Here is a 12,490-nt window from a genome sequence, read left to right on the forward strand (position 1 = left end):
AGCGGCGGCTCAGCGGCGCCGCCGCCCGCTGCTGCGCTCCGCCGGCGCCGGTCCGGATGCTGGACCGGCGCCGCCGGAGCGGGAGGGGCCGCGTGGGCGGGGGCCGGCCGGGGCACGGCGCGCTCGGCCGGGCGATCCGCTGCCGGCCGGCCCCAGTGCCAGGCGGGGAGGGGAACCCGCCCTAGCCGAAGAAGACCTCGGCCTCGGCGTAGCGCTCGGCGGGGACGGTCTTGAGCTCGTCGGTGGCCGCGGAGAGCGGCACCCGGACGATGTCGGTGCCCTGCAGGGCGACCATCTTGCCCCAGTCGCGGCTGTGCACCGCGTCGATCGCGTGCACGCCGAGCCGGGTGGCGAGCACCCGGTCGAACGCCGACGGCGTGCCGCCGCGCTGCACGTGGCCGAGCACCACCGAGCGCGCCTCCTTGCCGGTGCGCTGCTCCAGCTCCTCGGAGAGGCGCTGGCCGATGCCGCCGAGGCGGACGTGGCCGAACGCGTCGCGCTCGCCGGTGGACAGCTCCATCTGGCCTTCCTTGGGGTGCGCCCCCTCGGCCACCACGATGATCGGCGCGTACTGGGTGCGGAAGCGGCTCTCCACCAGCCCCACGACCTCGTCGATGTCGAACGGGCGCTCCGGGATCAGGATCACGTTGGCACCCGCGGCCATGCCGGAGTGCAGCGCGATCCAGCCGGCGTGCCGGCCCATGACCTCGACGACCAGCGCGCGGTGGTGCGACTCGGCGGTGGTGTGCAGCCGGTCGATCGCCTCCATCGCGATGTTCACCGCGGTGTCGAAGCCGAAGGTGTAGTCGGTGGCGTTGAGGTCGTTGTCGATCGTCTTGGGGACGCCGACCACGTTCACGCCCTGCTCGGTCAGGCGCGCGGCGACACCGAGCGTGTCCTCGCCGCCGATGGCGACGAGCGCGTCGATGCCGAGCCCGGCCATGTTGTCCTTGACCCGCTCCACGCCGCCCTCGATCTTCATGAGGTTGGTGCGCGAGGACCCCAGGATCGTGCCGCCGCGCGGCAGGATGCCGCGGACCGCGGCCCGGTCCAGCGCCATCGTGTCGCCCTCGAGCGGACCGCGCCAGCCGTCCCGGAACCCGACGAACTCGTGGCCGTAGTCATTGATGCCCTTGCGGACGACCGCCCGGATGACGGCGTTCAGCCCCGGGCAGTCGCCGCCGCCGGTCAGCACCCCGACTCGCATGCGGGCTCCTCCTCGATGTTGTGTGATCGTGTCCGCGCCTGCCGCCCGGATCCGGTAAGCAGGGCGCCGCGGGCGCCGCGCGCCGGCGTAGAGAACCCTTGACCCACAAGCCCGCCGGCGTCAGCCTATCGGCAGCGGTGTGACCGGCATCACGGACGCACGCGCCCATGCGTTGCGGTCGGGCCGCTCCGGGTAAGTCACTGCCTGCGGCGGCACGTCGGGAAGGCTCTGCGCCACGCCGGCGCCGCCCGCATGGTCTAGACCATAGTCGCCCGACGCACTGGAGGCCAACACATGTCCGTCCTGACGATCGACGCCGGAACCACTGGCGTCACGGCCCTCGTGGTCGGCGAGGACGCCCGCGTCCTCGCCAAGGGATACCAGGAGTTCCCGCAGCACTACCCGGAGTCGGGCTGGGTCGAGCACGTTCCCGAGGAGATCTGGCAGGCGACGCTCGCCGCCTGCCGGTCCGCCATCGACGCCTCCGGTACGACACCGACCTGCATCGGCATCACCAACCAGCGCGAGACGGCGGTGCTGTGGAACCGCAAACGCGGCTCGTCGCCGCGGCGCGCCGTGGTCTGGCAGGACCGGCGCACCGCCGACATCTGCCGCGAGCTCGCCGACGCCGGGCATGAACCGCGCGTCACCGAGCTCACCGGTCTCCGGCTCGACCCGTACTTCACCGGCACGAAGCTCACCTGGATCAAGCGGAACGATCCGCGTGCGTGGGCGGGCGTGGAATCCGGCGAGACCGTCGTCGGCACCGTCGACTCCTACATCGTGGCGCGGCTGACCGCGGGCGCCCGGCACGTCACCGACGCCAGCAACGCCTCGCGCACGCTGCTCTACGACATCCGGACCGGCCAGTGGTCCGAGGAGCTGTGCGCGCTGTTCGGTGTCCCGATGGCGGCGCTGCCCGAGGTGGTGCCCTCCTACGGCGACATCGGCGTCAGCGACCCGGACGAGTTCCTCGGCCTGCGGCTGCCCATCGCGGGCATCGCCGGCGACCAGCAGGCCGCCATGTTCGGCCAGACCTGCTACGCGCCGGGTGACTCCAAGTGCACCTACGGCACGGGCTCGTTCATCCTGGTCAACACCGGGGAGCAGCCGGTGCCGGCCGAGCAGGGCCTGCTCAGCACGGTGCTGTGGCAGCACCCGGACGGCCGGGTGGAGTACGCGCTGGAGGGCTCGATCTTCGTGACCGGCGCCGCGGTGCAGTGGCTCCGCGACGGGCTGGGCCTCATCGACAGCGCCCCGCAGTCGGAGGCGCTGGCCCGCAGCGTCTCCAGTTCCGACGGGGTGGTGTTCGTGCCGGCCCTGACCGGGCTCGGCGCACCGGACTGGGACCCGCACGCCCGCGGCTCGATCTTCGGCATCACCCGCGGAACCGGCCGCGCGCACCTAGTGCGGGCCACGCTGGAGGCGATCGCGTTCGAGGTGCGCGACGTCGCCGAGGCCATGGAGCGCGCCTCCGCCACGAGCCTTCCCGAACTGCGGGTGGACGGCGGGGCCTCTTCCAACAACCTGCTCTGCCAGCTTCAGGCCGACCAGCTCGGCGTCCCGGTGGCCCGGCCCCAGGTGCAGGAGACGACGGCGCTGGGCGCCGCGTTCCTCGCCGGCCTCGGCACCGGCGTGTGGTCCTCAACGGACGAGCTGCGCGAGACCTGGAAGCTCGACCACCGCTTCGCGCCGGCCGAGCAGGACAACGCCGCCTACGACCGCTGGCGCGCCGCGGTCGAGCGCTCCAAGGGCTGGGCGGAGCTCGGCTGATTCGGGTGGACCCAGCCGGACCCGGGGGCGGCGCCAGGCCGGCCGCCCCCGGTACGTTCTCGGCAGTCAGTAGGCGGTGAATATCCCGGTATCCAGCTGGGTCCCGAAAGGCTCCGGCAGCGTCAGCGGCTTTCCGAAAGCGACCCGTTCGTCTTCGATGTAACCGTCGTCGCGGGGGGTCGAATACAGAGTTACCGTGCCCGTCAGGGGGTCGATCAGCAGATAGAGCGGGATTTGGGCCTGGGCGTAGACGGCGAGCTTCCGCTCGCGGTCCTGCACCTTGCTCCCTGGTGAGACAACCTCCGAGGCGAGGAGGACGTGCTCTGGCCCAATCGAGTGATCATCGGTTGCGAGCACCTCGGTGGGAGCTACAAACAGATCCGGGATCACTGCACGGGTTGTTCGATCCATTCGGATTTCGAAATGGTCTTCGGTCCGCGTCTCCGAAGGAAGATACGGGTCCAGAGCGGTGCGCAGCCGCCAGACGTTGTGCTGGTGCTTGCCGCTCGGGGTCGGGGACATCACGATGCCTTCGTCTCCCAGGATCTCTGCCCGGTATCCATCCGGCACCTCAAGCTGGTCCAGGGTCGCGAAGAGCTGATCGCCGTGCCGTCCGACCTGCTGCTCCGCCCGTTCCGCGGCCGGCGTTCCAGTCGGCCGTTCAGCGGTAATCGGCATTTCGCTCCTTCGTACCAAGAGGTGCCTCCCGAGAGTGTGGAGCCCCGCGCCGCCGCTGCGCAGCGGAATCTCTGATCCCGTACCCAGATTACGTGTCCAGCTCGCGCTCGATCGCGTAGCGGACCAGCTGGGCGCGGTTGTGCAGGTGGAGTTTGGCGAGCGTGTTCTGGACGTGGTTCTGGACCGTCCGGTGGGAGATGCCGAGGCGCTCGGCGATCCGCTTGTAGGCGAGGCCCTTGGCGACCTGGCGCAGGACCTCGGTCTCGCGCTGGGTGAGCTCGGGGGCGCCGGCGGCGTCCGGCTCCGGGGCGGCGGCCATCCGGCGGTACTCGCCGAGGACCAGGCCGGCCAGGCCCGGCGTGTAGACGGCCGCGCCGCGGTGCACCCGGCGCACCGCGTCCAGCAGCTCCTCGCGGGAGGCCGACTTCACCAGGTAGCCGGTGGCGCCGGCCTTCACCGCGTCCAGGACGTCCTGCTGCTCGCCGCTGGCCGACAGCACCAGCACCCGGGGCGGCGCGTCGCCGCCGAGCAGCGCGCGCGTCACCTCCACCCCGCTCGCGTCGGGCAGGTGGAGGTCGAGCAGGACGACGCTGGGACGGGCCGCCGGCGCGACCCTGACCGCCTTCGCCGCGTCACCGGCAGCGGCGACCACGTCGAAGCCGGCCTCGGCCAGGTCGCGGGCGATCGCGTCGCGCCACATCGGATGGTCGTCGACGACCATGATGCGGATCTCCGCGTCTCCGCCGTCCGCCGCACCGGCGTCTGCGCCAGCCGCGCCGCCGTCGCGGCCCTGTGCTCCGGGGGATTCCATGAGCGAACCCTACCGGCGCGCCAGGGCCCCGTCAGGAGCCCGCAGGCGGCGCTGCAGCGGCGCGGTCCCACTCCGCCGGCTCCCGCTCGCTGCACGGGTACGCCAGGGCGTGCCGGGCGGATCACCGCCCTGCGGCGCACCGGCGCCGGCGCCGCCCGCGACGAGCGCCATCCACCAAACACAACCTAGTCGTCGCCGCGCGGTCCGCCTCTGGGCGGCCGGTCCTCCGGCGGTCCGTTCGGCTCCGAGGGGGCGAACGGGTTGACGATGAGCTCGACCTCGTCGCCCTTGCGGGCCGGGCCCTTCGGGGTGTAGTCGGCCACCCGGTCGCCGCCGATCACGACGGTGACCTTGACCGTGAACCCGAGGTCCTCCAGTTCCTTCTGCGCATCCTCGACCGGGCGGCCGACCAGGTCGGGGATCTCGATCTCCTCCGGTCCGGTGGACACGGTGAGGGTGACCTCGTCCCCGGCGCCGACCTTGGTCCCGCCCTCGGGGTCCTGCGAGATGACCTTGCCCTCGTCGACGTCGTCGCTGGAGTCCTGCTCCACCGAGACCGCGACGCCGGCGGCCTCCAGTTCCTCGCGGGCGGGCTGCTCGTCCTTGCCGGTCACGTCCGGCACTTCGAAACCGGTGCTGACCGTCAGCTCGACCGCCGCCTCGCGGTCCGCGTCGGCCCCGGGGCCGGGGTCGGTCGACAGGACGGTGCCCGGATCGGCGTCGCGGGAATCGGCCTCGGTCTCGCTCAGGTTGGTGAAACCGGCGTCCTCGAGCGCCTTGCGCGCGTTCTCGACCGGCGTGCCCTCCACGTCCGGCAGCTCCGCCGTGCGCGGGCCCTTGGACAGGTTCACGGTGACCGTCTCGCCGGGCAGGATCCGCTCGCCAGCGGCCGGGGACGCTTCGGCGACCTCGCCCTTGGCGGCGTCGTCGCTGTACACCTGCTCTTCGGAGACGGTCAGCTTCAGGTCGGCCTCGGCCAGTACCCGCGCCGCCTCCTCGCGCTCCGCGCCGACCAGGTCCGGCACCGCTTCGTAGCGGCCGGAGAAGCTCCACCAGCCGATCCCCAGCAGCACCAGGGCCAGGACTGCGGCGGCGATGCCGAGCGGGACGCGGTTGCGCATCCAGAAGCCGTAGCCGCCGGGGCGGCCGCCGCCGGCGTCTGTACCGGCGGCGGAGTCGGCGCCGTCCCCGGCCGCCGGGGGCGGCGGCAGGTCGGAGACGAGCGTGTCGTGCCGCGGCGCGGTGCCGCCGGCCGGGACATGCTGCGGCAGGGCGGCGGCCAGGGAAGCGTTCGGACCGGACTCCGGCGTGCCGCCGGTGACCTGCAGCAGCGCGGAAAGGTACTGGCCGGCGTCGCCGGGACGGTACCGCGGGTCGCGCTCGGTGGCGCGGGTGACCAGCAGGTCCACCTCGGGCGGCACGCCCGACACCACCCGGGACGGCCGCGGTACGTCCTCGTTCACGTGCTGATAGGCGACCGCGATCGTGCTGTCTCCGGTGTGCGGCTGGGAGCCGGTGAGCAGCTCGTAGAACATCACGCCGGCCGCGTAGACGTCGCTGCGCGCGTCGGCGGCGCCGCGCTCGATCTGCTCCGGTGCGAGGTAGGCGGCCGTGCCCATCAGGGTGCCGGTCTTCGTCTGCCCCTGGCCGGAGGATTCCACGGCGCGGGCGAGGCCGAAGTCGGCCACCTTCACGCCGCCGTCATCGGTCAGCAGGACGTTCTCCGGCTTGACGTCGCGGTGCACCATGCCGGCCTGGTGGGCCGCGCTCAGCGCGGACAGCACCGCGGACATGACCTGCAGCGCCTCCCGCACGCCGAACCGCCCCATCGCGCCGAGCATGTCGCGCAGCGTGCGCCCGGGCACGTACTCCATCGCGAGGAACACGTGGCCCTGGTCCTCGCCCTGGTCGAAGACCTGGACGACGTTGGGGTGGGAGAGCCGGGCCACCGAGTGCGCCTCGTTGATGAAGCGGCGGACGAACTCGGGGTCCTGCGCCAGCGAGGGGTGCATGACCTTCAGCGCCAGCCGGCGGTCGAGGCGCAGATCGTGGGCGAGGTAGACAGTGGCCATACCGCCGCCCGCGATGCGCGACTCGACGACATAGCGACGGTCGAGCGTCGCCCCTATCAGCGGGTCGGCAGTCGTCTTGTCCACAGAAGCGCAGTCTAGGGGTGTTCGACCGGCGGGGACGACGCCTGGGCGTGTCGCCGCACCGGAATCCTGCCCGCGCGGCGCGCGCTCCGCCCCGCACGCACGGCGTCGCGCATCGCCTGCGCCATCAGCACCGGATCCTGTGCGCGGGTGACCGCGGTGGCGAGCAGCACGGCGTCGCAGCCCAGCTCCATGGCCTGCGCGGCCTCGCTCGCGGTGCCGATGCCCGCGTCCACGATGACCGGCACCGACGCCTGCTCCACGATGAGTTCGAGGTTGTGCGGGTTGCGGATACCCAGCCCCGAGCCGATCGGTGCGGCCAGCGGCATGACCGCGGCGCAGCCGAGGTTCTCCAGCCGGCGCGCCAGCACTGGGTCGTCGTTGGTGTAGGGGAGCACGGTGAAGCCGTCGTCGACCAGCAGCTCGGCCGCGTCCAGCAGCTCGACCGGGTCGGGCAGCAGGGTGTGCTCGTCGGCGACCACCTCCAGCTTGACCCAGTCGGTCTCCAGGGCCTCGCGGCCCAGCTGCGCGGTGCGGACCGCCTCCGCCGCGGTGAAGCAGCCGGCGGTGTTGGGCAGCGGCGCGATGCCGTTGCGGGACAGCAGGTCCCACACCGAGCCCTCGGTGCCCGGCGTGACGCGGCGCAGCGCCACCGTGGTCAGCTCCGTGGCCGAGGCGAGGAGCGCCTGCTCCAGCACCGCCATCGACGGGGCGCCGCCGGTGCCGGTGATCAGCCGCGAGCCGAAGGACCGGCCCGCGATGACCAGCGGGTCGGAGCCCGCTGCGGAGCCCGGTGCCGGGCCGGTCGCGGCGGCCGCGGGTGCGGTGGTCTCGGTCATCGGTGTCCTCACCCTCCCTGGACTGCGGTCACGACGTCGACGCGGTCCCCGTCGGCGAGCGGCGCGCTGTCCCAGGACCCCCGGCGCACGACCGCGTCGTTGACGGCGGCGGCCACCCCGCCGGGCGCCTGTGTCAGGGCGCGGACCACATCGCCGACGGTACTGCCGTCGGGGTAGGCCCGGTGTTCTCCGTTGACGGTGATCTCCACGGCTGCGGCTCCTTCTCGGTACTCGTGCTGCTGGGCGGTCAGCGGGCTGCCCCGGCGCGTCCGGCCGGGGCCCGGTCCTGCGGCGGCTGCTCCGCGCCCTCCGGGCCGGGAGGGGCGCCGAACCGCGCCGCGGCGAAGCGCCGCGCGTGGTCCGGCAGCGGGTCGCCGGCGAGCACCGCGGCCAGCGCGTCGGCGGTCGCCGGGGTGAGCAGCACGCCGTGCCGGAAGTGCCCGGCGGCGAGGTGCAGCCCCTCCGGGCCGCCGCCGGCCGGGCCCAGCAGCGGCTCGTTGTCCGGCGAACCCGGCCGCAGGCCGACGCAGGCCTCGGCGATCTCCAGCTCGCCCACACCGGGCACCAGGGTGTGCGCGTCGCGGAGCACCTGGTAGACGCCGCCCGCGGTGAGCCGGGTGTCGGCGCCCACCTCCTCCTGGGTGGCGCCGACGACGATCTCGCCGTCGGCGCGCGGCACCAGGTACACCGGTACGCCCCGGACCAGGCCGCGCACCGTGCGGCCGACGATCGGCGGTTCACCCGGCGGGGTGCGCAGCCGCAGCAGCTGGCCCTTGACCGGGCGGAGCGGCGGAACCAGCCCCGGCGGCAGGCCGCCGATGGACGGGGTCCAGGCTCCGGCGGCGAGCACGACCTGCTCAGCGCGGACCAGCGCGCCGGAGTCGGTGTAGAGGCCGCGCACCCGCCCTCCGGCAGCGGCGAGAGCGGTGGCCCTGCCCGTGATCCGCCGCACGCCGCGGGCCGCTCCGGCCCGGCGCAGCGCCGCGAGGAGCCGCCGCGGATCGACCGAGTGGTCGCCGGGCACGTGCAGGCCGCCGCGTACGTCGGGGGAGAGCAGCGGCTCCAGCCTGCGGCACTGCCGCGAGGTCAGCCGCTCGGCGTCCATCCCGAGCCGGGCGTGCAGCGTGCCGAGCTCGGTGAGGCGGGAGATGTCGTCGGCGCCGAACGCGATCTGCAGCGTGCCGGCGGTGCTGAAGCCGGCGCAGCCTGCCTCGCCGGCGTCGGCCTCGGCATCGGCGATGAAACCGGGATAGCGGTCGCGGGAGACCGCGGCGAAGCGCATCAGCTCCTCTTCGCCGAAGACCGCCTCGGTGGCCGGGGTGAGCATGCCCGCGGCGACGGTCGAGGCCGCATTCGGCTCGGCGGCCGGTGCCACGACCGCCGTGCGCAGGCCGCGCCGCGCGGCCCGCCAGGCGGTGGCGAGGCCGATCAGCCCGCCGCCGGCCACCACCACGTCGAAGACGGCTCCGGAACCGCCGGGCGGCGCGGCGGCCGCTGCCGCAGCGCCGGGCGCCTCGGGGCCGGACGGTGTCGGGGGCATAGGTGCTCCTCCACTCCCTTCGCCGGAATGACCCGGATCAGGTTCTGCGGTCGAGGGCTCGCAGCCCCCCTCTCAGCCGGGTCCCACCCGGCTCCCGCGGGGATGTTCTCCCCCCATTCTAGGCACGGTGCGCCACCGCGCCCCGCGCGGGAGCGGCCCGGCCGGGGCCCGAGCGGCGCCGCGCTGACGCGCGGATATGGCACATTGGGGGTGTGAACGAGAACGACAAGAGCATCGACGACCTGGTCGGAGACTGGACCACCCTGCGGGACGCCGCGACCGGGATGGGCGTCTCGCCCAACCGGGTCAAGCAGTTCATCCGCGACCACAGGCTGATCGGCATCCGCCGCGCGGGCGAGCTGCAGATCCCCTCCGCGTTCCTGTCCGGGGACGACGTGGTGAAGGGCCTGCCCGGCACGCTCACCGTCCTGGCCGACTGCGGCTTCTCCGACGAGGAGGCGCTCGCCTGGCTGTTCACCGAGGACCCCACCCTGCCCGGCAGCCCGGTCCAGGCGCTGATCGAGAACCGCGGCACCGAAGTCCGCCGCCGGGCGCAGGCGCTGGCCCTGTAGGCCCGCCCCGCCCGAGTCCCCGCGCCGGGGGCGGCCGCTGCGTCCGGCGCGGCGGCCGCCCCCGGCACACCGCGCTTCCGCAGCCGCCGGGGGAGGGTGCCGTCCAGGCCCGCGGCCGGCCCCGCTCCAGCAGGGCCTCCGGCTGCCGGCCGTGCGCCCGCCTGCCGGGGCGGCCCGGTGCCCCCCGGACCTCGCCGCCCGGCGGTGAACCCCGGACAGTGGCGGACGCGCCCCCCGGCCTGCCCCCAGCGGCTCCGCACCGCCCCGCGCCGCGCGCGGGGCGCCCACCCCCAGGAGGCCCCATGAGCCCGACCGTCCGCGAGCGGTTCGCCCGCGCCCGCCTGTACCTGTGCACCGACGCCCGATCCGACCGCGGGGACCTGGAGTCCTTCCTCGATGCGGCACTCGCCGGCGGTGTCGACGTCGTCCAGCTGCGCGACAAGCGGCTGGAAGCCCGCCAGGAGCTGGAAGCGCTCGCCGCAGTGCGCGCCGCCTGCGCGCGGCACGGCGCGCTGATGGCGGTCAACGACCGGGCCGACCTGGCCCACGCGGCCGGCGCCGACGTCCTGCACCTCGGGCAGAACGACCTGCCGGTGCGGGCCGCGCGCGCCATCATCGGCGACGGCCCGGTGATCGGCCGCTCGAACAACACCGCGGAGGCGGCCGCCGCCTCGGCCGAGGAGCCCGGCACGGACTACTTCTGCGTCGGGCCCGTCTGGGCGACGCCCACCAAGCCCGGCCGCCCCGCGGCGGGCCTGGACCTGGTGCGCCGGGCCGCCGAACTGGCGGGCGGCCGGCCGTGGTTCGCCATCGGCGGCATCGGCCAGGACAACCTCGCCGACGTCATCGGCGCCGGCGCCCGCCGCGCCGTCGTCGTCCGCGCCATCACCGAAGCCGACGACCCCGAGGCCGCGGCCGCCGCCCTCGCCCGCCGCCTCGCCGCGGCCGCCGGCGGCGCCTGATCCCGCAGCAGGAGGCCACGGCTGCTGATCCGCGCCGGTTCCCCGGCGCCGGCGTGCACCGCAGCTCCGGCGGCTCCGTCCGCCGCGCCGTCCGCGCCGGCGGCCCCTGCCCCCGCCGCGGAGCGGGCGGCGTCCGTTGGGTAACGATCGGGGGCCGGATCTTCACCGACCGACCGGTCGTTCTTACGTTCGGTCCGAACGGCGGGTGACCGCCGTCACAGCCGAGTCGGGCGCCGGCGGAGCCGGCGGAAAGGCGGGCCGATGCGCAGCAGCATGCAGGACGTCCCTCTGTCAGTGGCGGACCTCGTCCGCTACGGCACCACCGTGCACGGCCGGTCCGAGGCCGCCACCTGGACCGGCGGCGGGTTCCGCCGCAGCACCTTCGACCAGGTGGGGCGGCGTGCCGCGCAGCTCGCGCACGGCCTGCGCGAGCTCGGGATCACCGGCGACGAGCGGGTCGCCACCTTCCAGTGGAACAACCGCGAACACCTCGAGGCCTACCTCGCCGTGCCCGCCATGGGCGCGGTCCTGCACACCCTCAACATCCGGCTGCACGCCGACCAGATCGCCTACATCGCCGAGCACGCCGAGGACCGCGCCGTCATCGCCGACGCCAGCCTCGTCCCGCTGCTGGCCCCGATGCTGCCGCGGCTCAGCACCGTCCGGCACGTCATCGTGGTGGAGGACGCGGAGGGCGGGGCCGGTGCGGCCGCGGCGCTGGCCGCGGAGGCGGCGGGCACCGGGATCGCCGTGCACGCCTACGAAGAGCTCATCGGCGGCCGGCCCGAAGAGTTCCCCTGGCCCGCCGCCGACGAGCGCGACGCCGCCGCGCTCTGCTACACCTCCGGCACCACCGGCGACCCCAAGGGCGTCGCCTACAGCCACCGCTCCATCTGGCTGCACTCGATGCAGGTGTGCATGTCCGACGGGCAGGGCCTGGCCCAGTCCGACCGCGCGCTGGCCGTCGTCCCGATGTTCCACGCCATGTCCTGGGGGCTGCCGTACGCGGCGCTGATGGTCGGCGCTTCGCTGCACCTCACCGACCGCCACCTGCAGCCCGCTGCGATCGCCGACATGATCGGCCAGGGCCGGCCCACCCTCGCCGCGGCCGTGCCCACGATCTGGCAGGGCCTGCTGCAGGAGCTGGAGGCGGTACCGCGCGACGTCTCGTCGCTGCGCCGCGTCGTCGTCGGCGGGGCGCCGTGCCCGCCCGCGCTCATGCGCACCTTCGAAGAGCGCTACGGGGCCCCCGTCCTGCACGCCTGGGGCATGACCGAGACCTCGCCGCTGGGTAGCGTCGCGCACGCTCCGGCCGGCGCCGAAGGAGAGGAGCGCTGGTCCTACCGGCTGTCCCAGGGCCGCCTGCCGGCGGCCGTGCAGGGCCGCCTCGCCGACGACTCCGGCACCCCCGTCCCGCACGACGGCGCCTCTGTCGGCGAGCTGCTCGTGCGCGGCCCGTGGGTCGCCGGCGCCTACCACCGCGACCCCGACCCGGAGAGGTTCACCGGCGGCTGGCTGCGCACCGGCGACGTCGGCTCGATCGACCCCGACGGCTTCCTCCGCCTCACCGACCGCGCCAAGGACGTGATCAAGTCCGGCGGTGAATGGATCTCCTCGGTTGAGCTGGAGAACCGGGTGATGGACCACCCGGACGTCGCCGAGGCCGCGGTGATCGCCGTCCCCGACCCGCGCTGGGACGAGCGGCCGCTGGTGGCCGTCGTGCCGCGGCCGGGCGCGGAGCCGTCCGCGGCTGCCCTGCGTGCGCACCTGGACGGCGCGGTGGCCCGCTGGCAGCTGCCAGAGCGGTGGGCCTTCGTCGAGGAGGTCCCCAAGACCAGCGTCGGCAAGTTCGACAAGAAGCGGCTGCGCGCCCGCTACGCCGAAGGCGCCCTCGACGTGCAGGAAGAGCGGGGCTAGGGCGTGCGGGCCCGCCCCGCGCGGGGCGGGCCCGCAGG

11 protein-coding genes and 1 riboswitch are annotated in these 12,490 nt (G+C 74.5%); of the genes, 4 read left to right on the forward strand and 7 right to left on the reverse strand.

The window, feature by feature from the left end:
- Positions 1–181: 181 nt before the first annotated feature.
- Entirely contained in the window at positions 182–1,207 is a 1,026-nt protein-coding gene (locus ACYVGT_RS19750; protein ID WP_460860573.1) for a 6-phosphofructokinase, read from the reverse strand.
- A gap of 294 nt (positions 1,208–1,501) precedes the next feature.
- On the opposite strand from ACYVGT_RS19750, the gene glpK reads away from it, so the two are divergent.
- Entirely contained in the window at positions 1,502–2,980 is a 1,479-nt protein-coding gene (gene glpK, locus ACYVGT_RS19755; protein WP_460860575.1) for a glycerol kinase GlpK, read from the forward strand.
- A 66-nt stretch (positions 2,981–3,046) separates the two neighbouring features.
- Here glpK and ACYVGT_RS19760 read toward each other — a convergent pair whose 3' ends face one another.
- The 6 genes from ACYVGT_RS19760 to thiO all read right to left on the reverse strand — a co-directional run bounded on the left by ACYVGT_RS19760 (position 3,047) and on the right by thiO (position 9,001).
- Positions 3,047–3,658, reverse strand: a complete 612-nt coding sequence (locus tag ACYVGT_RS19760; protein WP_460860577.1) for a Uma2 family endonuclease — start codon at positions 3,656–3,658, stop codon at positions 3,047–3,049.
- Between the two features lie 88 nt (positions 3,659–3,746).
- On the reverse strand, positions 3,747–4,379 hold the full coding sequence (locus ACYVGT_RS19765; RefSeq protein WP_460860707.1) for a response regulator: 633 nt from the start codon (positions 4,377–4,379) through the stop codon (positions 3,747–3,749).
- A 275-nt stretch (positions 4,380–4,654) separates the two neighbouring features.
- Positions 4,655–6,625: a Stk1 family PASTA domain-containing Ser/Thr kinase gene (gene pknB, locus ACYVGT_RS19770; protein WP_460860579.1), complete on the reverse strand. Its 1,971-nt coding sequence runs from the start codon at positions 6,623–6,625 to the stop codon at positions 4,655–4,657.
- Between the two features lie 11 nt (positions 6,626–6,636).
- Positions 6,637–7,461, reverse strand: coding sequence for a thiazole synthase (locus ACYVGT_RS19775; RefSeq protein ID WP_460860581.1), 825 nt, complete (start codon positions 7,459–7,461; stop codon positions 6,637–6,639).
- 8 nt (positions 7,462–7,469) lie between these two features.
- A complete protein-coding gene (gene thiS / locus ACYVGT_RS19780) occupies positions 7,470–7,670 on the reverse strand; it encodes a sulfur carrier protein ThiS (RefSeq protein WP_460860583.1) in 201 nt (66 codons plus the stop codon).
- A gap of 38 nt (positions 7,671–7,708) precedes the next feature.
- Positions 7,709–9,001, reverse strand: coding sequence for a glycine oxidase ThiO (thiO, locus tag ACYVGT_RS19785; RefSeq protein WP_460860586.1), 1,293 nt, complete (start codon positions 8,999–9,001; stop codon positions 7,709–7,711).
- A riboswitch (TPP riboswitch) is annotated at positions 8,999–9,109 on the reverse strand. It overlaps the preceding gene by 3 nt.
- 104 nt (positions 9,110–9,213) lie before the next feature.
- Here thiO and ACYVGT_RS19790 point away from each other — a divergent pair.
- The 3 genes from ACYVGT_RS19790 to ACYVGT_RS19800 all read left to right on the forward strand — a co-directional run bounded on the left by ACYVGT_RS19790 (position 9,214) and on the right by ACYVGT_RS19800 (position 12,452).
- Positions 9,214–9,573, forward strand: a complete 360-nt coding sequence (locus ACYVGT_RS19790; RefSeq protein ID WP_460860588.1) for an Rv2175c family DNA-binding protein — start codon at positions 9,214–9,216, stop codon at positions 9,571–9,573.
- A gap of 302 nt (positions 9,574–9,875) precedes the next feature.
- Positions 9,876–10,535, forward strand: a complete 660-nt coding sequence (gene thiE / locus ACYVGT_RS19795; protein WP_460860590.1) for a thiamine phosphate synthase — start codon at positions 9,876–9,878, stop codon at positions 10,533–10,535.
- 261 nt (positions 10,536–10,796) lie between these two features.
- The gene (locus ACYVGT_RS19800) at positions 10,797–12,452 is read left to right on the forward strand and encodes a long-chain fatty acid--CoA ligase (RefSeq protein ID WP_460860592.1); all 1,656 of its coding nucleotides are present in this window, start codon (positions 10,797–10,799) and stop codon (positions 12,450–12,452) included.
- Positions 12,453–12,490 lie beyond the last annotated feature (38 nt).

Source organism: Nocardiopsis coralliicola (assembly GCF_054779695.1).